This is a genomic window from Flavobacterium glucosi (genome assembly GCF_048286535.1).
Taxonomy (GTDB): domain Bacteria; phylum Bacteroidota; class Bacteroidia; order Flavobacteriales; family Flavobacteriaceae; genus Flavobacterium.
On sequence record NZ_JBLVPK010000009.1, the window covers coordinates 16032 to 38563 of the forward strand.

The 22532-nt window shown below is 34.4% G+C and carries 26 protein-coding genes and 1 tRNA gene; 13 read left to right on the top strand and 14 right to left on the bottom strand.

The genetic code is table 11. The features are described from left to right. Nucleotides 1–12: 12 nt before the first annotated feature. From ACNQGD_RS13940 to ACNQGD_RS13965, 6 genes are all read left to right on the top strand, one after another. Nucleotides 13–1560 carry a DUF6770 family protein gene (locus ACNQGD_RS13940; RefSeq protein ID WP_417994821.1) on the top strand — a complete coding sequence of 516 codons (1548 nt, stop codon included), beginning with the start codon at nucleotides 13–15 and terminating at the stop codon, nucleotides 1558–1560. A 344-nt stretch (nucleotides 1561–1904) separates the two neighbouring features. Beyond that, entirely contained in the window at nucleotides 1905–2963 is a 1059-nt protein-coding gene (locus ACNQGD_RS13945) for a 3-oxoacyl-ACP synthase III family protein (RefSeq protein WP_417999700.1), read from the top strand. 234 nt (nucleotides 2964–3197) lie between these two features. Continuing rightward, a complete protein-coding gene (locus ACNQGD_RS13950; RefSeq protein WP_417999701.1) occupies nucleotides 3198–3752 on the top strand; it encodes a class I SAM-dependent methyltransferase in 555 nt (184 codons plus the stop codon). Nucleotides 3753–3810: 58 nt separating this feature from the next. Further along, the gene (locus tag ACNQGD_RS13955; protein ID WP_417999702.1) at nucleotides 3811–4659 is read left to right on the top strand and encodes a glycosyltransferase family 2 protein; all 849 of its coding nucleotides are present in this window, start codon (nucleotides 3811–3813) and stop codon (nucleotides 4657–4659) included. 68 nt (nucleotides 4660–4727) lie between these two features. Then, a complete protein-coding gene (locus tag ACNQGD_RS13960; RefSeq protein ID WP_417997719.1) occupies nucleotides 4728–5477 on the top strand; it encodes an MlaE family ABC transporter permease in 750 nt (249 codons plus the stop codon). After that, complete coding sequence (locus ACNQGD_RS13965) at nucleotides 5474–6235, top strand: ABC transporter ATP-binding protein (protein WP_417997720.1); 762 nt, start codon at nucleotides 5474–5476, stop codon at nucleotides 6233–6235. Before ACNQGD_RS13960 ends, ACNQGD_RS13965 begins: the two co-directional genes overlap by 4 nt. Nucleotides 6236–6237: 2 nt before the next feature. Here the strand turns inward: ACNQGD_RS13965 and ACNQGD_RS13970 are convergent, their stop codons facing one another. After that, nucleotides 6238–6840 carry a SprT-like domain-containing protein gene (locus ACNQGD_RS13970; protein WP_417999703.1) on the bottom strand — a complete coding sequence of 201 codons (603 nt, stop codon included), beginning with the start codon at nucleotides 6838–6840 and terminating at the stop codon, nucleotides 6238–6240. A 19-nt stretch (nucleotides 6841–6859) separates the two neighbouring features. Beyond that, nucleotides 6860–7537, bottom strand: a complete 678-nt coding sequence (locus tag ACNQGD_RS13975; protein WP_417999704.1) for an SDR family NAD(P)-dependent oxidoreductase — start codon at nucleotides 7535–7537, stop codon at nucleotides 6860–6862. A gap of 132 nt (nucleotides 7538–7669) precedes the next feature. Here ACNQGD_RS13975 and ACNQGD_RS13980 point away from each other — a divergent pair, with 132 nt between their 5' ends. Next, nucleotides 7670–8239 (top strand): GNAT family N-acetyltransferase, encoded by a 570-nt coding sequence (locus ACNQGD_RS13980; RefSeq protein ID WP_417999705.1) that lies wholly within the window; start codon nucleotides 7670–7672, stop codon nucleotides 8237–8239. Between the two features lies 1 nt (nucleotide 8240). On the opposite strand, the gene ACNQGD_RS13985 is transcribed toward ACNQGD_RS13980, so the two are convergent. The 10 genes from ACNQGD_RS13985 to ACNQGD_RS14030 all read right to left on the bottom strand — a co-directional run bounded on the left by ACNQGD_RS13985 (nucleotide 8241) and on the right by ACNQGD_RS14030 (nucleotide 15633). Next, nucleotides 8241–9221 carry a M20/M25/M40 family metallo-hydrolase gene (locus ACNQGD_RS13985; protein ID WP_417999706.1) on the bottom strand — a complete coding sequence of 327 codons (981 nt, stop codon included), beginning with the start codon at nucleotides 9219–9221 and terminating at the stop codon, nucleotides 8241–8243. 19 nt (nucleotides 9222–9240) lie between these two features. Continuing rightward, a complete protein-coding gene (locus ACNQGD_RS13990) occupies nucleotides 9241–9894 on the bottom strand; it encodes a LysE family transporter (protein ID WP_417999707.1) in 654 nt (217 codons plus the stop codon). 4 nt (nucleotides 9895–9898) lie between these two features. Next, entirely contained in the window at nucleotides 9899–10933 is a 1035-nt protein-coding gene (locus ACNQGD_RS13995; protein ID WP_417999708.1) for an ATP-grasp domain-containing protein, read from the bottom strand. Between the two features lie 10 nt (nucleotides 10934–10943). Further along, on the bottom strand, nucleotides 10944–11654 hold the full coding sequence (locus ACNQGD_RS14000) for an NRDE family protein (protein ID WP_417999709.1): 711 nt from the start codon (nucleotides 11652–11654) through the stop codon (nucleotides 10944–10946). Next, nucleotides 11642–12130: a DinB family protein gene (locus ACNQGD_RS14005; RefSeq protein ID WP_417997728.1), complete on the bottom strand. Its 489-nt coding sequence runs from the start codon at nucleotides 12128–12130 to the stop codon at nucleotides 11642–11644. The genes ACNQGD_RS14000 and ACNQGD_RS14005 overlap by 13 nt, the downstream gene beginning before the upstream one ends. A gap of 9 nt (nucleotides 12131–12139) precedes the next feature. Further along, nucleotides 12140–12520: a DoxX family protein gene (locus ACNQGD_RS14010; protein ID WP_417997729.1), complete on the bottom strand. Its 381-nt coding sequence runs from the start codon at nucleotides 12518–12520 to the stop codon at nucleotides 12140–12142. Nucleotides 12521–12535: 15 nt separating this feature from the next. Then, on the bottom strand, nucleotides 12536–12994 hold the full coding sequence (locus ACNQGD_RS14015; protein ID WP_417999710.1) for a YHS domain-containing (seleno)protein: 459 nt from the start codon (nucleotides 12992–12994) through the stop codon (nucleotides 12536–12538). A gap of 2 nt (nucleotides 12995–12996) precedes the next feature. Continuing rightward, the gene (locus ACNQGD_RS14020; RefSeq protein ID WP_417999711.1) at nucleotides 12997–13596 is read right to left on the bottom strand and encodes a peroxiredoxin-like family protein; all 600 of its coding nucleotides are present in this window, start codon (nucleotides 13594–13596) and stop codon (nucleotides 12997–12999) included. Nucleotides 13597–13676: 80 nt separating this feature from the next. Further along, on the bottom strand, nucleotides 13677–14354 hold the full coding sequence (locus ACNQGD_RS14025; protein ID WP_417999712.1) for a Crp/Fnr family transcriptional regulator: 678 nt from the start codon (nucleotides 14352–14354) through the stop codon (nucleotides 13677–13679). A gap of 139 nt (nucleotides 14355–14493) precedes the next feature. Next, a complete protein-coding gene (locus tag ACNQGD_RS14030) occupies nucleotides 14494–15633 on the bottom strand; it encodes an acyl-CoA dehydrogenase family protein (RefSeq protein ID WP_417997733.1) in 1140 nt (379 codons plus the stop codon). A gap of 88 nt (nucleotides 15634–15721) precedes the next feature. Here ACNQGD_RS14030 and ACNQGD_RS14035 point away from each other — a divergent pair, with 88 nt between their 5' ends. The 3 genes from ACNQGD_RS14035 to ACNQGD_RS14045 all read left to right on the top strand — a co-directional run bounded on the left by ACNQGD_RS14035 (nucleotide 15722) and on the right by ACNQGD_RS14045 (nucleotide 19366). Continuing rightward, nucleotides 15722–16792, top strand: coding sequence for an anhydro-N-acetylmuramic acid kinase (locus ACNQGD_RS14035; RefSeq protein ID WP_417999713.1), 1071 nt, complete (start codon nucleotides 15722–15724; stop codon nucleotides 16790–16792). Between the two features lie 67 nt (nucleotides 16793–16859). Next, nucleotides 16860–18086 (top strand): Glu/Leu/Phe/Val dehydrogenase dimerization domain-containing protein, encoded by a 1227-nt coding sequence (locus ACNQGD_RS14040; protein ID WP_417999714.1) that lies wholly within the window; start codon nucleotides 16860–16862, stop codon nucleotides 18084–18086. A 380-nt stretch (nucleotides 18087–18466) separates the two neighbouring features. Continuing rightward, complete coding sequence (locus ACNQGD_RS14045) at nucleotides 18467–19366, top strand: energy transducer TonB (RefSeq protein WP_417999715.1); 900 nt, start codon at nucleotides 18467–18469, stop codon at nucleotides 19364–19366. A gap of 290 nt (nucleotides 19367–19656) precedes the next feature. Here the strand turns inward: ACNQGD_RS14045 and ACNQGD_RS14050 are convergent, their stop codons facing one another. Both ACNQGD_RS14050 and ACNQGD_RS14055 read right to left on the bottom strand, forming a co-directional pair. Beyond that, on the bottom strand, nucleotides 19657–20052 hold the full coding sequence (locus tag ACNQGD_RS14050) for an ExbD/TolR family protein (RefSeq protein WP_417997737.1): 396 nt from the start codon (nucleotides 20050–20052) through the stop codon (nucleotides 19657–19659). 1 nt (nucleotide 20053) lies between these two features. Continuing rightward, nucleotides 20054–20749 (bottom strand): MotA/TolQ/ExbB proton channel family protein, encoded by a 696-nt coding sequence (locus tag ACNQGD_RS14055; protein ID WP_417999716.1) that lies wholly within the window; start codon nucleotides 20747–20749, stop codon nucleotides 20054–20056. A 129-nt stretch (nucleotides 20750–20878) separates the two neighbouring features. On the opposite strand from ACNQGD_RS14055, the gene ACNQGD_RS14060 reads away from it, so the two are divergent. The 3 genes from ACNQGD_RS14060 to ACNQGD_RS14070 all read left to right on the top strand — a co-directional run bounded on the left by ACNQGD_RS14060 (nucleotide 20879) and on the right by ACNQGD_RS14070 (nucleotide 22418). Then, on the top strand, nucleotides 20879–22099 hold the full coding sequence (locus ACNQGD_RS14060; protein ID WP_417999717.1) for a bifunctional folylpolyglutamate synthase/dihydrofolate synthase: 1221 nt from the start codon (nucleotides 20879–20881) through the stop codon (nucleotides 22097–22099). A gap of 85 nt (nucleotides 22100–22184) precedes the next feature. Beyond that, a tRNA-Val gene (locus ACNQGD_RS14065) sits at nucleotides 22185–22259 on the top strand. A gap of 48 nt (nucleotides 22260–22307) precedes the next feature. Beyond that, nucleotides 22308–22418 (top strand): GIY-YIG nuclease family protein, encoded by a 111-nt coding sequence (locus tag ACNQGD_RS14070; RefSeq protein WP_417997740.1) that lies wholly within the window; start codon nucleotides 22308–22310, stop codon nucleotides 22416–22418. Nucleotides 22419–22532 lie beyond the last annotated feature (114 nt).

Consider the following 22532-nt stretch of genomic DNA (forward strand, 5'->3'; position numbering starts at 1 on the left):
TACAAACCAATTATGAAAAGAATCAGTACTTTACTTTTAATCTCTTTTGTGGCAAATTTGACCTTTGCACAAGAAAAAAAAATTAACGAAGTCAATACTTTTAAAGTAAAGAATTCAGGGGCAATCCTAAACAAAGAGAAAGATGTTGATGGTTATTATTTTTTCTATGAATTAGACAAACTAAAAAAAGGTGACCGGGAGTTTGCAATTCAAGTTTTAGATAAAAATCTAGTGGAAGTTGCTAAGAAAACATACATTGATAATAAAAATACTTTTTTGATGAAAAGTAGTTTTAACAATCAAGGAATAATGTTTGCTATGGCTAATTTTAAAGAAAAAAAAATCAGCCTGCTAAGCTATGATAAAAAAGTCAACCAATTACCTACTGTTGAGATTCCCTTAGAAAGCAAAGAAATCCGTTATATTCAATACATGCAACAAACAGGTGATTTTAATATTATATTTCCTGTTGAAAATAAAGGATTCATTTTCAACAAGTTTGAAGACAACAAGAAAATAGGATACTCTTTAAAATATTATCCAACTGATGGTGGAAAATCATGGGAATATAATTCTCCCGATGATTCAAAAGAAATGTTGGCAATAAATCCTATTGAGGTAAATGACAAAGTAATTGTTGCTTTAGAAACATCAAAACCAAGTCTTTTGTCCAGAAAACTTACCTTAAAGACAAAAATTATTGATGTGAATACAGGTGTTTTATTGTATGAAAAAGAATATAGTAAAAACAGCAAACCCCGATTAATTAATAATGCGTTCTTGGACAAAGACAATAATGTGGTTTTAATGGGGGAATATTTTAAAGAAGGGGATAATATTATAGATGATAAAAGTTTAGGTCTGTTTACAGAAGTTGTTGATTTATCTGGAAAAACTTTAAAAGAAAATTTTACTAGTTGGAAAGAAGATGTTGCTAAAATTGCAAATGTAAGCGGCAATTACATTGAAGACAAAGGATACATCTATTTCCATAATATTGCAAGAACAAAAAACAATGAGTATTATGCCATTGGAGAATTCTATAAAAGAACCGCAAGTGCTGGAGGTATAGCGCTAACAACATTATCGCTGTTAGGCGGTGGTGGCGGTGGTGCAAGTGTAACACAGCTTACAATTACAAATTCTGTGGTTTTTAAGTTCAACTCCGATTTCAAACTTACAGGAATTCAAGAATTTGAAAAAGGAAAATCAAGAGCTCCAAGTTTATCTGATTTTGGAAGCCCTCAATTAAACGCACACGCATTAAAAGCGTATGGAGCATTTGATTATGAATATACCCAACTAGACAAAACAAATGATCGTTTCTACGCTTGTTTCATAGATTATGAAAGATTAAAAGGAGAAAAAAATAAAAATGCTTTTAAAACTATAATTTGTGATAATGGACAATTATCCGAAGATAAAATTTATTTAAAAAGTGATAATAACAATACTGATTTTAGGGTTTTACCCGCAAAAGTTGGAAATGTTTTATTATTGGAATATGATAAAAAATTAAAAGAAATAAATATACATTTAGAAAAAATAAATATTAAATAGTCCCTTTAGAGCCACTTATTAGTGGCTCTTTTTTATTTTTGTACCCATAATTTAATTTCAATTTCTAATTAATGTTTTTATCAAAAAAAGTCATAGCTTAGAAACAATTACACCTATAGTATTTAAACACAAACAAATCCTCAATTACAAATTCTCAAAACACCCATTTTATCAATCGCAACAATTAAAAATAAATATCGCATAATTTTTTATAATTTGTAATAAAATAATCAATATTTTTGCCAATAAATTATTATTTCACAATTATATGCGCGCATAGTAAATTTTGTGAGTGTACTAATTTATTTATCATTAAATTTGCCTGAATTTTGGAAAACAACCCGATGAAAATAAAAATAACTGGAATAGGAAGTTATATTCCTGAGAAAAAAGTAAGCAATACTGACTTTAGTGATCATGTTTTTTTGAATGAAGACGGAACAGCTTTTGGTTACCCTAATGAAGTAGTCATTAATAAATTTAAAGCAATTACTGGCATCGAACACAGACGTTATGCCGAAGACCAATACAACTCTTCTGATTTAGCTTTCTTTGCTTCTCAAAAAGCAATAGAAAATGCTGGAATTGATCCAGAAACGATTGACTACATCATTTTTGCACATAATTTTGGCGATGTTAAATGTGGAACACATCAATCTGATATGCTTCCAAGTTTAGCCACTCGTGTCAAAAACAAATTACAAATAAAAAACCCAAAATGCGTGGCCTATGATATCCTTTTTGGATGCCCGGGCTGGATAGAAGGAGTACTTCAAGCCAATGCTTTTATAAAATCTGGCATGGCAAAACGCTGTTTGGTAATAGGTTCTGAAACACTTTCCAGAGTAGTTGATGCGCATGACAGAGATTCCATGATTTATTCTGATGGCGCTGGTGCTTCAATCATTGAAGCTTCTGATGACGAAACAGGAATGTTGGCTTACGAAAGTGCAACTTACGCAAATGATGAAGCTAATTACTTGTTCTTTGGCAAATCATACAACCCAGATTTAGATCCAGACATTCGCTATATAAAAATGTACGGACGTAAAATATATGAATTTGCATTAAGCCAAGTTCCGGCAGCCATGAAAAGTTGCTTGGACAAAAGCGGAATAGGCATTGACGACGTAAAAAAAATCCTTATCCACCAAGCCAATGAAAAAATGGACGAAGCGATAATCCAACGTTTTTACAAATTACACGACAGACCCGTACCAAAAGACATCATGCCCATGAGCATTCATGATTTAGGAAACAGCAGTGTAGCCACTGTTCCTACGCTTTATGACCTGTTAATTCGCGGAGAAATAGAAAACCAATCCATACAAAAAGGCGATGTTCTAATCTTTGCATCCGTTGGGGCAGGAATGAATATCAATGCGTTTGTTTACCGATATTAATCAATAAGGAATTTTGCAATCAGGAGCTAATCCGGCTGTACATTACAATTCCTCACTACAAAACTTGTTTTTCTAAGGTGCAAGAAAGCTTCTTTTAGTCGCTTTTTGCACCTTGAAAAACTACATTTTGAAGCTCCGGGATTTTCATTTCCATCCGGGCTAAAAAACAATGCCCAAAAACACATTTATTACTATATTTGTGGCTTGGTGCCCTTGCGGCAAAATCAAAAAAACATGTACGAAAAAACGTTTCCCAATAAAAGATTCAAACATACTTTAGAATTTCTAAAAAAACACGTCTCAACTTCAGAAACCATATTAGATTTGGGCGTAGAAAATCCTTTTTCTAAAATCATGAAATCCGAAGGATTTGCAGTTACAAATACAACAGGAGAAGACTTAGATACCGACCAAACTGTACTTTCAACAGAAAAACAAGATGTCGTAACCGCTTTTGAAATCTTCGAACATTTACTCAATCCGTTTACTATATTAAAAGAAATAAAATCCGATAAGCTTTTTATATCCATCCCGATGCGTTTGTGGTTTTCACCAGCTTATCGAAGTAAAACAGACATGTGGGACAGACATTACCATGAATTTGAAGATTGGCAACTAGACTGGCTTTTAGAAAAAACAGGATGGAAAATAATCGACCGTGAAAAATGGACCAATCCCGTAAAAAAATTTGGCCTTCGTCCCTTATTGAGAAAGTTTACCAACCGATATTATATAGTTTACGCTGGAAAAATTCCCACCCCAACCCTCCCCAATGGGAAGGAAGCCTAGACGCTACAATTTTTAAGCTTAAAGTCTCAGCATCTTAGAAACTTAGTCCCTCAAAAAAATGAATTATTACATTGTTATTCCAGCTCATAACGAAGAAGCATTTATTGCTTTAACTTTGGAATCTTTAATTTCGCAAACCGTTTTACCCAAAAAAGTAGTCGTTGTCAATGACAATTCCACTGATAAAACTGCCGAAATTGTAACGGGTTTCGCTAAAGAAAATCCGTTTATCACTTTGGTAAACAAAACTTCCAGTGCGATACATCTTCCGGGAAGTAAAGTCATTCAAGCTTTTCACAAAGGTTTCGAAACATTGGACGAAGAGTACGACATTATCGTAAAACTGGATGCCGACTTAATTCTGCCGAACAACTATTTTGAGGCTGTTCTAAACATTTTCGAAAAAGATGCAACAATAGGAATGGCGGGTGGATTTGCCTATATCGAAAAAAATGGCGAGTGGATTCTGGAAAATCTAACCGATAAAGACCATATTCGTGGCGCATTCAAAGCCTACAGGAAAGCCTGTTTCCAACAAATAGGGAATTTAAAACCGGCTATGGGTTGGGACACCGTTGATGAATTACTATCAAAATTTTACGGATGGAAAGTCGTTACCGATGCTTCATTGATCGTAAAACACCTAAAACCAACTGGAGCTAATTACAACAAAACGGCCCGCTACAAACAAGGAGAAGCGTTTTACACTTTAGGTTACGGATTTTTAATCACTTCAATAGCTTCGGCAAAACTAGCGATGATGAAAAAGAAACCGTTACTTTTTTTGGATTACATCAAAGGTTTTTGGAAAGCCAAAGCTGCTAAAACCCCATTATTGGTAACCGCAGAACAAGCAAAATTCATTCGCAGCTACCGTTTGAAGAAAATGAAAGAAAAAATTTTCTAACGAAAACTACGAAAGCATAACATATAACTCATAACTATTTTTGTAATTTAGCCCATATTCACAAAACTATGATGCTCATTCGATATATAACGCAAATAGGAAGGTACTTCTTAATGCTCAAAGAAATTTTCAATAAACAGACGAAATGGTCTGTGATGAGAAATCTGATTTTTAAGGAAATAGACGATTTAATTATTGGCTCCCTTGGTATTGTAGCATTCATTTCTTTCTTTGTTGGAGGTGTTGTTGCCATACAAACGGCATTGAATTTGACCAATCCATTAATTCCAAAATACCTTATTGGATTTGCCACAAGACAATCTGTAATATTAGAATTTGCCCCTACGTTCATCTCGGTGATTATGGCTGGAAAAATGGGTTCCTTTATTACATCAAGTATTGGAACCATGAGAGTGACTGAACAAATTGACGCACTGGAAGTGATGGGAGTTAACTCCTTGAATTACCTTGTTTTCCCCAAAATAATAGCACTATTATTATACCCATTCCTAATAGGGATCGCAATGTTTCTCGGAGTTCTGGGTGGCTGGATGGCAGGTGTTTATGGCGGTTTTATCTCTAGCACCGAGTTCATAAATGGCACCCAAATGGATTTTATTCCGTATCATATTGTTTATGCATTCATTAAAACTCTAATATTTGCCATGTTACTAGCCACAATTCCTTCTTTTCATGGATATTACATGAAAGGTGGCGCACTTGAAGTAGGAAAAGCCAGTACCGTCGCTTTTGTTTGGACATCCGTTTCCATAATACTATTCAATTATATACTAACGCAGTTGTTACTAGGATCATGATAGAAGTACAAAACATAGAAAAATCATTTGGTGGTGTCAAAATACTTAAAGGTATTTCTACGGTTTTTGAAACCGGAAAAACAAATTTAATTATTGGGCAAAGTGGATCTGGCAAAACGGTTTTACTTAAAAGTCTTTTAGGAATTCACACACCGGAATCTGGGACTATTTCATTTGATGGCCGAATTTACTCGGAATTAACGCCTGATGAAAAGCGAGATTTACGAACTGAAATAGGAATGGTATTTCAAGGGAGTGCATTGTTTGATTCGATGACAGTTGCAGAGAACGTAGGTTTTCCATTAAAAATGTTCACCAAAGACAATAAGGCAAAAATTCAGCAGCGCGTAGACTTTGTATTAAAAAGAGTCGATCTTACTGACGCTCATAAAAAATTACCTTCACAAATTTCAGGAGGAATGCAAAAACGAGTAGCAATTGCACGCGCAATTGTAAACAACCCAAAATACCTGTTTTGCGATGAACCAAACTCTGGTTTGGATCCAAACACAGCAATTTTGATTGATAATCTTATCAAAGAAATCACCGAAGAATACAATATTACAACGGTTATAAACACGCATGATATGAACTCCGTTATGGAAATAGGAGAGAAAATTCTATTCTTAAAAGATGGTTTAAAAGCTTGGGAAGGAAGCAAAGAAGAAATTTTCAGAACCGATAATGAAGCTGTCGTTGCCTTTGTGTACTCTTCTAATTTGTTCAAAAAAGTACGAGAAGCGTATTTGAAAGAGTAAATCTAGCTTGATTTCAACAATTCTACCTCAGCATTTGGGTTGAATAAATACATTTTACCGGAACTCATTTCAAGGCATTCGAAACGCTTGGTTCTTACAGCTATTTTCTTGAAAATCTTTCCGTTTTGGATTCGGAAAACACTTCCATAAGGAATTTCGAACACATAATTTTTATCATTTTGCTGGTCAAATTGTTTCAAAGCTAATGCCAAAGTAGCATCGGTATCGCTACTTGCGGTTGGATTTTTGAAATGTCGAGCTAACAAGGGTAACAAGTGATTCGGAAAAATTTCTGGCCGGATGTATGGAATCATCAATCTTTGAAAAGAATATTTCCACTCACTCCCATGAGGTTTGATATTTCTTCCAAATTTTTCGAAAGCGACCAAATGCGAAATTTCATGAATCAACGTAATCAAAAACTTGTATTTATTCAGATTTGAATTGACCGTAATTTCATGTTTTCCATTCAACCCTTTTCGATAATCACCATGACGTGTCTGACGCTCATTGACAATCTTAAGATGCACTTGATTGGCAACAATAAGTTCGAAAACGGGTTTTACCGCATGCTCTGGAATGTATCTGGCTAAGGTTTCGCTCAAAGTAGTTATGAATTATGAGTTACGGATTCGTAGAAGATACTTGCAACACTTTCCCATTGAAATATTTATTTCCGGTCAAAGTGAAATCATAAATATAATTGGCCATCTCACCTGCTGAAATTGGTGCTTGATAGCCCGGAAAAGCCTCAGCAAGCATTTCTGTTTGCACAGAACCCAAAGCTAAAACATTGAACGAAATACCACGTTCCTTATATTCTTCTGCTAATAATTCTGACAACGTAATCACGGCTCCTTTACTCGAACTATAAGCTGCCAATCCAGCAAATTTTAAGCTTCCCTGAATCCCGCCCATAGAACTTATCGTTACTACATGGCTTCCTTTTTGTAAATAAGGCAAGCAGATTCGGGTCAAATTAGCAACACCAAAAACATTGACTTTATAGATATTTTCAAAATCCTCCTGAGTGGTTTCTGAAAAGGGCTTCAACAATAAACTTCCTGCATTATGAACGACGGCATCAATTTGCTTCCAAGATTTGGAAAGAAAATCTTTAACTTTTTCCAATTCAGATTCACTGGATAAATCAACCGAAAGACAGGTGATATTTTCATTCCCTAATAAAGCCTGAGGAATTTTTCTGGAAATAGCCAGAACTTGATGTCCAGCCTTGGCAAATTGCAATGCCAACTCATATCCTATCCCTCTGCTCGTTCCTGTAATAATAATATTTTTCATGTAGCAAAAATAAACAAAAACACTAAAAAAAACATCATTTTAACTCTAGGTATTGTTTCGAATATAAAAATAAGGTTTTCTATAATTTTGCTTAATTTTGTTGAAACAAAAACCGATTTGAATTCGCATAAAATGATAGCAAACATAGAATTTGAAGTAGCAAAATTGAATGATATTGATGGAGTATTAGCCTTACAAGAACTATATCTTGTCTCTAATTTATCCGAAAAAGAAAAAGCTTCCGGGTTTGTTACCACTCCATTTACAATTCAACAACTAACCGCAGTTATTCAAAAATCAGAATTATTTGTTGCTAAAGACAATAATAAAATCATTGCATACATTTTCGCAGGAAGTTGGGATTTTTTCAAACAATGGCCCATTTTCAATTACATGAGTTCTTTGTTTACGGAATTGAACTTTTTAGATTTTGAAATCACCACAACCAATAGTTTTCAATATGGCCCCATTTGCATTCACAAAGAATATCGTGGCAAGGGATTAATAACACCACTGTTTGAGTTCATGAGAACGCACATGCTTCATAAATATCCATTGGGCTTAACTTTCATCAACAAAATAAACATTCCGTCAGCGAAAGCACATACCGAAAAGCTAAAATGGACTATTATTGGGGATTTTCAATTCAACAATAACGGGTACTTTATTTTGGCGTATGAAATGAGTCAGGCAGTTTCTTAACCTATTTAAGCATTACAATTTCTTGTGTTGGAGAGTTTACCATTTGTGTTACAGCAGGTAATAATTCCTGAATAAAGGAAGTCATATGCGGAATATCCATTGCTTTGAAATCATCTGAAACATGATGGTAAAAGTCAAAATTTTCAAAATCAAATGTACTCACTGATTGGCAAGGCACTTTGAAAACATCATAAAAAGAAAAGTTATCGGACCTGTAGAATAATTTATATTCGGCTTCTTTTGGAAGAAAACCAATAGTGTTTTTTCCAGTATATTCATTGATTTTCCCTGCCATATTAGATTTATCAAATCCAGTAATATAAGCTAGATAGTCTCTTTTCATTGGTACACCAATCATTTCAATATTGAACTGAGCATATAATTTAAAATCTTGTGCTTTCAGTTTTTTGGCTAAATGTTTAGACCCCAGTAACCCTTTTTCTTCTCCTGTAAAAAACACAAAAAGAATACTTCGTTTATTATTTTTGGCGATGCTGAAATATTTTGCCATTTCAGCAACTGCAGTTGTTCCAGATGCATCATCATTGGCACCATTATTTATGAAATCTCCATTCACCCCTTTTTCATCCAAGCCAATATGATCGTAATGCGCACTTAAAATTATAAATTCATTTTTAAGAACTGGGTCGCTTCCTTCAATAAAACCTACAATATTGAAAGCGGGTTCTTTAAAAGTAGATAAGGTATCGCGATAGGATTTGAAATACGGTTTCACATTGTTATTTTTGAAGAACTGCTCCAAATAATCAGCTGCTTTTACCATTCCTGCTTTTCCGGTTTCCCTACCTTCCAATTCATCCGAAGCCAAATATTTTAATGTCTCGGCAACATCATTTTCTGTTACTTTATATTCAGCCTCAACAATTTTTAATTGCGCATCACTCGCAGTTTGAGCAATTACTGACGAAGTTAACAAACAACTGAAGAAAATAAAAGAAAGATATAAGAGAGCTTTTTTCATGATTATTGAGGTTTATTTTTTACAATATAACTTTATTTCGATAATATTTCTTGTAGACTTTTACCATTTGAACAACAGCCAAAACCACAAAAAATGACGGAATCACCACTGGCATTACATATTTAGAAAAGGCGGTTGTTTTTTGAGACACCGTATTTAATACCAAGACCAAAGTCATCATCCCAAAAAATGTACCTACTAAAGTTCCTGAAATATAATACAATTTTAGCTTATTTACAATGGAGATATATTTCTCATTCATCAAATAAAGATTCCAACCGGTCCAAAATGGCAATTGAAGAAAATTGATACCGTTCAAAAATACACCAATCAGGAAAGGAGAATAAAGTGCATATTTCTCTAAAACACCTTGCTCTTCCATTGTTTGATTGGAATTAGCATAAAAAGAATAACCCAAAATCAACAGAAAGAAAACCGCAAAAAAATCAATAATCCTCATTAATTTTTTATTGTTGACCAATTGTTTTGCAAAAATTAAAGTAAAATAAATCACAAACATCTCCACAAAAATCACTCCTAATAAAAAGAGAATCAAACTTTTCATTCCCTGTTTTGAATAAATTTCGAAACCTACAACATTCAAATATCCCAAAGGTATCGAACCGATAAAGCTCACTAAAAAACCAACAAAAATGTTCTTTAATGCCTTCATCTTCTTAAAAATTTACAATTTTATTGCTTTGTTCCAGATGCATTCTGTATTCCTTCATACCGTCTTTATGCAGTAAATACGGAGCGCCATTTTTATGGTTTGCCACACTTATTTCATACATATACGTAATGTGACGCGCAAGTTCTTTCCATGCAAAAAACAAAGAATGCTTTGGGTCATAAATATGTGTGGGCTCGCTTGCGGCACCATTTAACTCCACGACTGAAAAGTTCAATCCTTGTTCTAATTCTTCAATGGTATTGTACATGACATCCAATCTACCAAAGTAGAAACCCGGAATTTGCAGACACATTTCATTTATTATTTCCGTCAATTTTGGTGTTATCCAATGGCTTCCATCAATAAATTTTGCACCTCGTGCATGATTTCCATAAGGCACCAAATTCAATTTTCCCCCTTTTGGAAGAATATCGAGTAGTTTTTTTCCGTACTCCTGTTTCAAAACCTTTAATTGCATTTCGTATCTCGGATTTTCTTTAATTAATTCTTCCACAGTAGAGAACCCGTTTCCGGTAATAATCAAAAATTCTTTCGAAACTATCCCAGTAATTCTGCCGGCTTTTTCATGAGGATAACGTACATAGAAAATCCCGACTTCGTTTTCGTACGGAATTAAATCCTGCACTACGTAATCAAAATTTGCTTTTTCAGCATATTCTTTTAAATCATCAATGGTATTAATTTTTTTAACCCCAGATCCTCGCAGTCCAATATCCGGCTTGGCAATCAAAGGATATTTTATTTTTGCTTCTTGAATAGTATTTACAATTTTTTCAAGTGCAACTCCTTCTTTGATTAATTCCGTTTTTGGATAATACTGTTGTGGAATCAAATTGTAGATTTCTTTTTTGGACTCCATCATAAAACCACCATTTTTTATGGTTGGATTAGAAGCATTAAAGAAAAAAATAGATTTTGCCTTGATGGAATAATAGGACCATAAAAAATAAATAGGAATGTAAACAATCTGGAAAGGCCAGTATTCCCAATGCGTAATTTTGTGAAAAAATAGTTTCAAATTAAATTCTTTAAACGGTGATAAATGAGGTCGAAAAATCCTCCTGCGCGATCAAATCGTAATGCAATATAACTACTTTATTTTTTTCAATAACTGCTTGTGTGATACTTAATGTTTTCATCTCGTCATTTCTATTAATCACCAAACCGTTTTCATCATTTCCTTCTTCGGTGTAGCGATGAAAATCGTACATTTTTGATTCCGAAATTTCAGAATTGTCATCCATAAAAGTATGAAACCATTTGGCACGTTTTTCACGAATCGCTGACGGATATAAGGTCGAGGAAGACCAAATATGATTTTGATGAATGTCCAAAGATGTTGTCGCTTTCTCTTTTCCGTTCCAGCGCAATTGAAAAAGAGCATTGTTTTGAAATAAAACTAATGTAAAAGGCTCTATGTTTTCCAAATCAATTTCGGTCCAAAAATCCTTTGGTGAAATACTGCTGATCATCTCTAAGACAATCAAACCACGGCTTTTTCGATACGAAAGTTTTACTTCGTGCTTTTCCTCGGCGCCATTTAACAGCACCAAGATTGTTCCGTCTGCATTAGCAACAAACCAAGTTCCTCCTGCTTTTGGATCTTTTGGGAAAATAAGATTTTTCCCGTTTACTGTATAACTTCTGGGAGGTATTGCACTCGGTCTTACAGTTTTTTCATCCCGATTTGAAGTAATGATAATTTTATCATTCGTTGCTACAAAACTTACTGTACACATTGATTTCTATATTCTATTGTAGAACGGGCAACTCCAAAATTAGCGTCAATTATAACGGTTTCACATTGTAAAATAGCTACTTTAATAAGCGCCTGATGATGAATGCAATGTTCTAAATTATAGAGTAATTCTCTGAAATAGTTACTTTCAATTCGAATTTCCTCTCCATCAATAATTTGCAACAACTCGATATTTTTATTTTTTTTATCTAAATTTTGTTGAATCAACACGATATTTTCAATAGCAAAAACGGTATCCGTTTGAATACGAGTATTTCGTTCTCTTTTATCATAATTCACAATGCCTAAATCATATTGATTTTCTAAGCATTGAAACATTTCAATAATATGCCTTGTATGCTCCCCAATAGTTGCATTACTTAATTCAGTACAAGAATTTGAATATTCTTTTTGAGACAATTGATTCAGCAAATCAACTAATTCGTTTAAACTATTATTAATAGAAGGTATTAGCATATTTAAGTTTTAATTCAACAAATTCATCACTTTAGTTCTATCCTTAAAAACTAAAGTAACACAACAAAGAAAGGTAATTAGTGCCAAAATAAAAAGTGTACCACCGTCATTTTTTACTTCAATCCCAAGCACGAACAGATGAGCAAAAATCGCACCAACCATAACGCCGCAACCCATTATAGCACCAAATAACGAAGTTCTTGGTATTAAAATCAAAATTACCGTAATCAACTCGGCAATTCCAGTGCCAATTCTTCCATACGGCTCTATTCCCAAAGCAGAAAAAACATAAACCGATTCTTCGCTGGCTGTAAATTTAAAGTACAAGGTTTGCACTAAAATCACCGCCACTGCGAGTCGCATTATCCAGAAAAACACAACTGATTTCATAATTCCTGCTTTTTTTCATCTAATCCTTTTACTCCAATTCGCGTCCGCTTTCATCATCAATCCGGTTTCCTCTTTATTCCAGCTTTTCAATGTAGTATTAAAGAAAGCATTATAAAACAAATACAACTTTCCATTACTAATTTTGAAAGTCTCTGGATTTACAGACACTTTTTCATTGGAATCTCCCATTGCATACGCACACCAGCCTCCGTATTGCGGCTCAAATTTTGAAGGATTTTTCAAAAAATATTCTTTATTCACCGGCATAGAAAAATAATAAACCACACCTTCATACGATGCTGTTATTTCTTTTTTCCCTTTCACTGCTTTTCCTTGTTTAAAATACGCTACTGGATCATATCCTTGAATAGCTATATTTTTTTCAAGATTAAAATGAGCCACTCGTTTGTTATCCTTTTGCGAAAAGCCAGAAAAAGCACTCAATATGATTAAAATAAATAATAGCTTTTTCATGGTTATTTATTTAAAGATTTTGCAACAGCAATCAACAAAGCATTTGAAATTCTGTTTTTGAAATTAGGAGTGATGTATTCAAACTCAATTTCACCATTTACATTTAAAATAAACACCGCAGGAACAGGCAAAAAAGAACTATTTACCCCTTCAGAACCTTGAGTTATTCTCGATTTATAATTTTCTGGCGCTTGAAAAGCAATTCCAACAGCTTTAGACAATTCGCCTGTGCTGTCCGATAATAATAAATAATTTAATTTTTCTTTATCATCCGTGACCTTCAAACTTTTTGGAGCATCCGGACTTATCGCGATAATTTGATATCCTAAATCCAGTAATTGTTTTTCGGCTTCCCCCAATGCCGCTAAATGCGCATTACAATACGGGCACCAACCACCACGATAAAATACTAAAACGGTTCTTTTCTTACTGATTAATTCCGTTAAATTAACATTCGTATTTTCTACTGATTTTAAATTGAAATTAGGGATTTTTTCTCCAATAAGTAGTGGAGCGATTTCCGTAGCCAATTTTGGTAAATCATTTTGAGCGTGAATGGATAATCCAATTGCAAATAAAGCCAGACAAATTATTTTTTTCATAGTGTTACTTTTTGATATTGTAAAACTACTGTGCTATTTCGAATAGATTTGTCGGCTAGATTACAGTTTCAATAAAATAATTATAATTTACGGATATCCGTTATAATGATTTCTTTCCTACTGTAAATGATGGCACCATTCGTTTCCATTTCATTCAGTAATTGAGTTGCTGTTTGCCTTGAAGTACAGATAATTTGCGCAATATCATTTTGGGTCAGATAATTTTCAATTACCACTTTATCTTCTATTTTTTTACCTTCTTTTTCAGCCCAATCTTTTAGGAACTGAAACAATCTGGTTTTAGCGTCTTTCGAAATCAAATTAGAATAACTGTTCTTAATCCGTTTCATTTTTAGCCCTACGAACTTGGTGTAGGACAAAGCCAAACTTGGATTACGCAACAATAAATCTTCAAAATCCGACATTAGAAAACTACAAATAGCCACATCATCCGAAAGTACTTTTGCATATTCATTGGACTGGCTGTCAGTTTCCAAAGTCAGTTCTCCAAATAAATCTCCTTTTTGAATAATATCTTTAATCGTCTCATTCCCATCTTCATCGACCGCAACAATTTTTATATTTCCTTTTTTCAGCAGAAAAATTCTCGGCAAATCCGAAGAAGAAAAATAGATAATCTCGCCTTTCTTTGCTTTTTTAAAACCGGTAATAATACACAATTGTCTGATTTGTCCAAAACTCAACGTTCGAAACAATTTGTGATCGCGCAAATACCAATATTTTAAATCTTCGTACATAAAAGTAAATCTTTTAGTAAATGTAGCCTTTTTTTTAAATTAAAAACCATTAAGAAATTAAGTTCCATCAAGACAGATTACGCCTTAATTCTCTTAATTTATTAATGGTTTAAAAAATATTTTTTTATTAAATGGTCAACTAGGAAATCAAAGTTCTTGAAATTACAATTCTTTGTATTTCAGAAGTTCCTTCATAAATTTGAGTAATTTTAGCATCACGCATCATACGTTCCACATGATATTCAGCCACATATCCATTTCCGCCGTGAATTTGAACAGCTTCAATTGTAGTATCCATCGCAGTTTGCGAAGCAAATAATTTAGCCATAGCACCGGATTGCGAAATATCTTTCCCTTCATCTTTTTCTGAAGCAGCTTTCAAAACTAACATTTTTGCAGCCATAATTTGAGTAGCCATATCCGCTAATTTAAATGCGATTGCTTGATGTTTGAAAATTTCTTTTCCAAAAGCTTTTCTTTCTTGCGAATATTTCAATGCTAATTCATAAGCTCCAGTTGCAATTCCTAATGCTTGGGAAGCAATACCTATTCGTCCTCCATTTAAAACTGCCATTGCAAAATTAAACCCAAATCCATCTTCTCCAATTCGGTTTTCTTTAGGAACTTTTACATCCGTGAACATCAAAGAATGCGTATCAGATCCACGGATTCCCATTTTCTTTTCTTTTGGACCAATATCAAAACCAGCCCAACTTTTTTCAACGATAAAAGCATTGATTCCTTTATGTCCTTTTTCAATATCCGTTTGAGCAATTATGATATAGGTAGATGCCGAAGAACCATTGGTTATCCAGTTTTTTGTACCATTTAATAAGTAATAATCCCCTTTATCTATTGCTGTTGTTTTTTGAGATGTGGCATCTGAACCCGCTTCTGGTTCTGACAAACAAAATGCTCCAATTACTTCCCCTTTTGCAAGCGGAACCAAATATTTCATTTTTTGCTCTTCGTTACAATATTTTTCAAGGCCAGCGCAAACTAATGAATTATTTACCGACATAATTACTGCAGCAGAAGCATCCACTTTTGAAATTTCAGTCATAGCCAAAACATACGAAATACTATCTAATCCAGATCCACCATATTTAGGATCGACCATCATTCCCATGAAACCTAATTCGGCCATCATTTTCACTTGTTCAGTAGGAAACTTTGAATGTTCGTCTCTTTCTATAACTCCAGCTAACAATTCAGCATTTGCAAAATCTCGTGCTGCTTGTTGAATCATTAAGTGCTCTTCGGTTAGATTAAAATCCATATTTTTGTAGTAAATTAAATGTTCTTAAATTTGTCGTCAAAAGTAATTATTAAATATCATATTTCAAACGATTTCGTAAATTTAGCCTATGTTTAAAGAAAAGTATACTATCATAGGAGTCATGTCAGGGACTTCGTTGGACGGAGTCGATTTGGCGCACATTGACTTCACTATAAATAGTAATAAATGGGGCTTTCAAATCCTGGAATCTGAAACCGTTACGTATAGCGCTGATTGGGTGAACAAATTGAAACTAGCTGTCGATTTTTCTGAAGCTGCTCTCGAAAAATTAAATCAAGACTACACGCAACTTCTGGCTAACATTATTTCTGATTTTATCGCAAAATACGAAATTAAAAATCTTGACGCTGTTTGTTCTCACGGGCATACTATTTTGCACCAACCACAAAACGGATTTACATTACAAATAGGCAACTTACCAGAAATTGCCACTTTAATTAACCAAACTGTCGTTTGTGATTTCAGAGTTCAAGATGTACAACTTGGCGGTCAAGGCGCTCCTTTGGTTCCTATTGGCGACCGAATTTTATTTCCTGAATATGATTATTGCATGAATTTAGGCGGTTTTTCGAATGTCTCTTTTGAACAGAATTGCAAAAGAATCGCCTTTGATATTTCACCTGTAAACACCGTTTTAAATTTTTACGCCAATCAATTGGGATTGGATTATGATGACAAAGGCAATATTTCAAGAACTGGAATTTGTAACAAAGATTTATTAAATCAATTAAATGCTTTGGATTTCTATCAAAAGAAACATCCAAAATCATTGGGCTTCGAATTTGTAAAAGAAACCGTCTTACCTATTATCGAAAGCTATTCGATCCCAATTGTAGACAAATTATACACTTTCACGGAACATATAGCGTTGCAAATTGCTTTGGCTTTGCCCAATAAAAACAAAAGCCTTTTTATAACGGGTGGTGGTGCTTACAATGATTTTCTCATCGAAAGAATTCAGCATCATTTACCGGAAATGGAAATCATAATTCCTTCAGGTAAAATATTGGAATTCAAAGAAGCGTTAATTTTTGCATTACTCGGTGTTCTAAAATTAGGCCGAGAAATCAATGTTTTGAGCAGCGTTACAGGTGCAAAAAAAGATCACAGTTCCGGAATTATTTATTCACCAAAATAAAATTAGAAATAGATAATTCACATTATTCTATTTTTTATATTTGCAAAAATTAAACATATCGCAACAAATGAAAGATTTATTAAAGAAATTCGAAAATAAAGAACCTGAAATAGTTTTCCATTGGAAAGATGCCGAAACAGAAGCCGAAGGATGGACAGTCATCAATTCGCTTCGTGGCGGTGCTGCCGGTGGAGGAACTCGCATGAGAAAAGGGTTGGATATGAATGAAGTTTTGTCTTTGGCAAAAACCATGGAAGTGAAATTTTCAGTTTCTGGACCTGCTATTGGCGGCGCTAAATCTGGAATTAATTTTGACCCGAATGACCCACGAAAAAAAGGCGTTTTACAACGTTGGTATAAAGCGGTATCTCCATTATTGAAAAGTTACTACGGAACTGGCGGTGATTTGAATGTAGATGAAATTCACGAAGTGATTCCTATGACGGAAGAATGCGGTGTTTGGCATCCACAAGAAGGTGTTTTTAATGGTCATTTTAAACCGACCGAAGCAGACAAAATCAACAGAATTGGACAATTGCGTCAAGGTGTAGTAAAAGTGATTGAAAATCCAAGATTCTCACCAGATGTTTCCAGAAAATATACTATTGCCGATATGATTACCGGTTATGGCGTTGCCGAAGCCGTTCGTAATTACTACACAATTTATGGTGGAGACGTAAAAGGGAAGAAAGCAATCGTACAAGGTTTTGGAAATGTAGGTTCAGCTGCCGCTTTTTACTTAGCCGAAATGGGTGCTAAAGTAATTGGTATTATTGACAGAGATGGTGGCTTAATCAACGAAGAAGGATTCTCTTTCGAAGAAATAAGAGCTTTATTTCTTGCAAAAGACGGAAACAAACTGGTTGCTGAAAACATGATTCCATTTGAAGAAATCAATCAAAAAATATGGACCATTGGTGCTGAAATATTCACTCCCTGTGCCGCTTCCAGATTAGTCACTCAATCTCAAATTGACAGCTTGATTGCGAATGGTCTTGAAGTAATTTCGTGTGGTGCGAATGTTCCTTTTGCCGATACAGCAATCTTTTTTGGTCCAATTATGGAACATGTAGATCACAAAGTGAGTTTAATTCCTGACTTTATTTCTAATTGTGGTATGGCTCGTGTTTTTGCATATTTCATGGAAAAGAAAGTACAAATGACGGATGAAGCTATTTTCCAAGACACATCGGAAATCATCAAAAAAGCAATTGAAAAAGCACATGCTTTGAATCCAAATAAAACAAATATTAGTGCCACTGCTTTTGAAATCGCATTAAAACAGCTTACTTAAAATAGAATAGTATTCTTTCTATTTATCAGAACTGGGATTAAGCAGATTTTAAAATCTATTTAATCCCTTTTCTTATTTCTAGTTTTAAGCAAAAAGGTAGTTTTTTACCGCTAATTCGCTGATTTTAATAAAAATTTTATCTAAAATTAACCGCTTTAAACGGAATTATCACACACAAGTAAAACAAACTGACGAGGTAAATTAGCTTCTCTCTAATTACAAAAATTCAAGCTTTCAAGAAATAAATTTGCAAATCTGCGGTTATTTTAAAAACTCATGCCTTAGGAGTGTTATATTCTGGCAGTCGCTTTTTACTCTTAACAATTTTTAGTACTTTTCAACGTTTTTTAGTAATACACTTTTTAAAATTTAAAATATAAATGAGTTCCACCATTTCATCAGATCAAAAGAAATCGTTAGCACTATCCATTCTTTTGTATGCGACAATGTTGTTAATTTTATTTTTCATCCGCTTTTGGCCACCTGCAAACATGGATGAACTTGCTGGCGGCGGAGGTGGCGGTGGCGTTACAGTAAATTTTGGCGACAGCGATTTAGGTTCTGGCGCAAATTATAAAAGCGAAGTTTTGGAAGTAAAAAACCAAACCAGACAAACGCCTGCAAAATCAACTCCTGACGAAGCTATTTTATCTCAGGAAAACAGCACCGAAGAAAGTGTTGTGATTCCGACGAAAGAAAAAACTAAAAAACCAACAGTGGTTGTAAAAGAAGCAACAAAACCAGTGGTTGTAAAACCTAAAGTTTCAAACAATACAAATGATGCTTTATCCAGCATTTTAAAAGGCTCTAATAAAGGTGGCGATGGCGATGACAAAGCAGCCGGAAACAAAGGAAAAGCTAACGGGAGCTTGAGTTCTAACGGTTATTATGGAACGGGCGGTTCTGGTGGAGGAACAGGAGGAGGAAATGGTACTGGTACCGGAATAGGAACTGGTAGTGGCTATGGCTCCGGAAGCGGCGGTGGAACTGGAAGCGGTTCTGGCGGCGGAATTGGATACTCCTTAGGAAACCGAAAAGCATTGTCTAAACCCGCACCAAAATACACTTGTAATGAGCAAGGCAAAGTTGTTGTTGAAGTTTCTGTAGACAGAACCGGAAGAACCGTAAATGCAGTTGCCGGCGTAAAAGGAACTACAAATACCGCAAAATGCTTATTAGATCAAGCCCGAATTGCTGCAATGAACACAAGATGGGATGCGAGCAGTGATGCTCCGGAAAAGCAAGTCGGTAAGATTGTTTACAATTTCAATTTGAATTAGAACAAGCAGAAAAGTCACTTTTTTGTTTTCAACAGCTTAGTGTCATTGCGAGGAACGAAGCAATCCCAGTTGTTGCTCTTGTTATGCGATTGCTACGTTCCTCGCAAGACGAACAAAATAATTTAGTGGTTTAGGATTTGCGTGAGGGATAGAAGCTAGCTACCGAAGTAGCGCGGATAGCCCGACCGGAATAGAAAAAGGGGCTAATCAGCATAAAGTTGATTAGCCCCTTTTTCTATTGTGGTCACGCCCAAATAATGCAATTGCTTCGTAAAACCTCGTAATAAAGCTTATTTAGGACTGGTGGCAATCACAAACTTCAGATTGTTCTTTACTCCTATTTGTAGTACGTCAACTAAATCCTGTACTTGCAAATTGAATGGAATTCTCACAATAACCGTTTGATCCTTTGTTGAATTCATCTTAGACATCAAAGTTGTTTCGAGCGCTTCAAATGAAACTGCTTGCTTGTCGATATAGAATTTCTTATCCTCAGTAACGGATAAACTAATATACTGCTTGTTTGTTTTCTCGTTAGCCTGAGCTTTTGGCAATGTCATTTTGATCACATTGGGATTTGCTAATGTTGATATAATCAAGAAAAACAACAACAGGAAAAACATAATATCACTTAATGATGAAGTGGCTACCTCAGCATGAAATCTTCTTTTTCGTTTTATAGACATGTTACGATCTTTGAATAATATTTACAAATTCTAATATTTGTTTTTGAATTTTTAACGCAAAATTATCAATCTTGCCATTTAATATGTGATATCCGCTATATGCAATAATACCAACGATTAATCCCGCACCACTACTGATCATTTTCTCATACAATCCTCCGGAAATATTACCAATACTAATATTTTCAGTAACCGAAATGCTGTAAAATATTTTAATTACTCCAGAAATAGTTCCAACAAAACCTAACGTAGGCGCAATTCCGGCAATAAGACCTAAGTGTCCTAAATGCTTTTCCATTTCTCCTATTTCGATATCCGCAGCACGATCCATATTAGATTCAATCTCAATAATAGGCCTACCAATAACCAGAATTCCTTCTTTGATAATGTTTCCTGAGGCCGTATTGTTTCGTTCTGAAATAGATCGAGCCAAATCCAGATTTCCAGAATTTAGATTATCTCGCACATCACGCATCAAAAGGGTATCAATTTTTGATGCTTTATTAATGTACAAATAGCGTTCAATAATCAGATAGAAAGTGTAAAATAATAGAAACCCGATTGGAATAAGCCACACACCACCTTTTAAAAGGAATCCCAAAGTGGATATTTCGGCATTTGGAGCAATTTTTTCAATAACTACGTTTGAAGTAGCGTTGGTAATGGTGTCGGCCTGTAATTGTATAAAACTAAACATATAATATTATTGTATTTTAATCATTAATTCTAAAAATTATTTCAATTTTGCAATAAAGATACTTTTCGATGTACTATTAAACTAAAAAAATCGAAAAATATTTTAAACAACTACTATTTTATTACAAAAATGAACTATCAGAAAACCCTAAATTGGATGTTTAATCAACTCCCGATGTACCAACTTCAGGGCGCTTCAGCCTATAAAAAAGATTTAACCAACACGCATTTACTCCTAGCTCATCTTCATAATCCACAAGAAAAATTAAAGTGCATCCATGTTGCGGGGACCAACGGAAAAGGTTCCGCTTCGCACATGTTAGCATCTATACTTCAAGAAGCCGGGTACAAAGTTGGATTGTATACTTCACCCCATTTAAAAGATTTCCGAGAACGTATCAAAATTAGCGGAAATGATATTTCTGAGGAATTTGTTACTGATTTCATTAATGAACACAAAAGTTTTTTTGAATCAAACGACATGAGTTTTTTCGAAATGACAGTCGGATTAGCCTTCGATTATTTTGCCAAAGAAAAAGTAGATATCGCCGTTATTGAAGTGGGAATGGGCGGAAGATTAGATGCCACCAATATTATCACTCCATTAGTCTCGGTGATAACCAATATAGGATTGGATCATACGCAATTTTTGGGTAACACACTGAAAGCTATTGCTTTTGAAAAAGCGGGAATTATAAAGCCAAACATTCCCGTGGTTATTGGAGAATATACTCCTGAAACCAAACCTGTTTTTCTGGCTAAAGCCAAAGAATGCAATTCTGAAATCTATTTTGCTTCTGATTTAATTTCAGAAACCTATCCTTCTGATTTAATTGGCGATTATCAAATTCACAATAAAAAGACGGTATTGCAAACCATTTCTATTTTAAATAGTCAGACCGAATTTAAAATCACTCCAGAAAATACAAAATCCGGTTTACTTAATGTCGTGAAAAACACCGGCCTTCAAGGAAGATGGCAACAGTTGAATGCGTTTCCAAAAGTCATTTGTGATACGGCACACAATAAAAACGGGCTGGAAATTGTTTTAAAACAAATACAAAAAGAAGATTTTGATGCCTTACATATTGTTTTGGGAGTAGTAAATGACAAAGATTTAGATGAAATCCTACCTTTATTTCCTAAAAAAGCCATCTATTATTTCTGTAAACCCAATATTCCCCGCGGGCTGGATGTTTTAATTCTAAAGCAAAAAGCAGCAACTTTCGAACTAAAAGGCGAAGTATATAATTCTGTTTCAGAAGCTTATCAAAAAGCAATTGAAAATGCAGCAAAATCTGACTTTATATACATTGGCGGAAGCACCTTTGTAGTAGCAGAAATTTTATAATTTTTTTGATTTTTATTTGCAAATCTAGAAAAGTGGCGTATATTTGCACACGCAATAACGGAAACGAAAGTAACCAAATTGTTTCGGGCGATTAGCTCAGCTGGTTCAGAGCACCTCGTTTACACCGAGGGGGTCGGGGGTTCGAACCCCTCATCGCCCACAACAAACTCCATTAGAAATAATGGAGTTTTTTTGTTTCTTATAGTTTATGGAACACGTTACTTACATCCTTTTTAGCAGAATTAAGAATAGATATTATATTGGTTTCACTTCTAATTTAGAAGAACGTATTATTCACCACAATAAAAATATTAAATAAAACAACGAACTGCTAACAGCTAAGTTTTGTTGCGTGCGCAACAACAGTTCGCGGAATTGAATTCCGTGCCCGTTAATATTAGCAGCTAAAGACAGTAAAACCAAACCCTCGCAA

What these genes read in the sequence shown, in the direction of transcription:
- ACNQGD_RS13940 (WP_417994821.1), top strand. Translation starts at nt 13, where the DNA reads ATGAAAAGAATCAGTACTTTACTTTTAATCTCTTTTGTGGCAAATTTG.
- ACNQGD_RS13945 (WP_417999700.1), top strand. Translation starts at nt 1,905, where the DNA reads ATGAAAATAAAAATAACTGGAATAGGAAGTTATATTCCTGAGAAAAAA.
- ACNQGD_RS13950 (WP_417999701.1), top strand. Translation starts at nt 3,198, where the DNA reads ATGTACGAAAAAACGTTTCCCAATAAAAGATTCAAACATACTTTAGAA.
- ACNQGD_RS13955 (WP_417999702.1), top strand. Translation starts at nt 3,811, where the DNA reads ATGAATTATTACATTGTTATTCCAGCTCATAACGAAGAAGCATTTATT.
- ACNQGD_RS13960 (WP_417997719.1), top strand. Translation starts at nt 4,728, where the DNA reads ATGATGCTCATTCGATATATAACGCAAATAGGAAGGTACTTCTTAATG.
- ACNQGD_RS13965 (WP_417997720.1), top strand. Translation starts at nt 5,474, where the DNA reads ATGATAGAAGTACAAAACATAGAAAAATCATTTGGTGGTGTCAAAATA.
- ACNQGD_RS13975 (WP_417999704.1), bottom strand. Translation starts at nt 7,537, where the DNA reads ATGAAAAATATTATTATTACAGGAACGAGCAGAGGGATAGGATATGAG.
- ACNQGD_RS13980 (WP_417999705.1), top strand. Translation starts at nt 7,670, where the DNA reads ATGATAGCAAACATAGAATTTGAAGTAGCAAAATTGAATGATATTGAT.
- ACNQGD_RS13985 (WP_417999706.1), bottom strand. Translation starts at nt 9,221, where the DNA reads ATGAAAAAAGCTCTCTTATATCTTTCTTTTATTTTCTTCAGTTGTTTG.
- ACNQGD_RS13990 (WP_417999707.1), bottom strand. Translation starts at nt 9,894, where the DNA reads ATGAAGGCATTAAAGAACATTTTTGTTGGTTTTTTAGTGAGCTTTATC.
- ACNQGD_RS14000 (WP_417999709.1), bottom strand. Translation starts at nt 11,654, where the DNA reads ATGTGTACAGTAAGTTTTGTAGCAACGAATGATAAAATTATCATTACT.
- ACNQGD_RS14005 (WP_417997728.1), bottom strand. Translation starts at nt 12,130, where the DNA reads ATGCTAATACCTTCTATTAATAATAGTTTAAACGAATTAGTTGATTTG.
- ACNQGD_RS14010 (WP_417997729.1), bottom strand. Translation starts at nt 12,520, where the DNA reads ATGAAATCAGTTGTGTTTTTCTGGATAATGCGACTCGCAGTGGCGGTG.
- ACNQGD_RS14015 (WP_417999710.1), bottom strand. Translation starts at nt 12,994, where the DNA reads ATGAAAAAGCTATTATTTATTTTAATCATATTGAGTGCTTTTTCTGGC.
- ACNQGD_RS14020 (WP_417999711.1), bottom strand. Translation starts at nt 13,596, where the DNA reads ATGAAAAAAATAATTTGTCTGGCTTTATTTGCAATTGGATTATCCATT.
- ACNQGD_RS14025 (WP_417999712.1), bottom strand. Translation starts at nt 14,354, where the DNA reads ATGTACGAAGATTTAAAATATTGGTATTTGCGCGATCACAAATTGTTT.
- ACNQGD_RS14030 (WP_417997733.1), bottom strand. Translation starts at nt 15,633, where the DNA reads ATGGATTTTAATCTAACCGAAGAGCACTTAATGATTCAACAAGCAGCA.
- ACNQGD_RS14035 (WP_417999713.1), top strand. Translation starts at nt 15,722, where the DNA reads ATGTTTAAAGAAAAGTATACTATCATAGGAGTCATGTCAGGGACTTCG.
- ACNQGD_RS14040 (WP_417999714.1), top strand. Translation starts at nt 16,860, where the DNA reads ATGAAAGATTTATTAAAGAAATTCGAAAATAAAGAACCTGAAATAGTT.
- ACNQGD_RS14045 (WP_417999715.1), top strand. Translation starts at nt 18,467, where the DNA reads ATGAGTTCCACCATTTCATCAGATCAAAAGAAATCGTTAGCACTATCC.
- ACNQGD_RS14050 (WP_417997737.1), bottom strand. Translation starts at nt 20,052, where the DNA reads ATGTCTATAAAACGAAAAAGAAGATTTCATGCTGAGGTAGCCACTTCA.
- ACNQGD_RS14055 (WP_417999716.1), bottom strand. Translation starts at nt 20,749, where the DNA reads ATGTTTAGTTTTATACAATTACAGGCCGACACCATTACCAACGCTACT.
- ACNQGD_RS14060 (WP_417999717.1), top strand. Translation starts at nt 20,879, where the DNA reads ATGAACTATCAGAAAACCCTAAATTGGATGTTTAATCAACTCCCGATG.
- ACNQGD_RS14070 (WP_417997740.1), top strand. Translation starts at nt 22,308, where the DNA reads ATGGAACACGTTACTTACATCCTTTTTAGCAGAATTAAGAATAGATAT.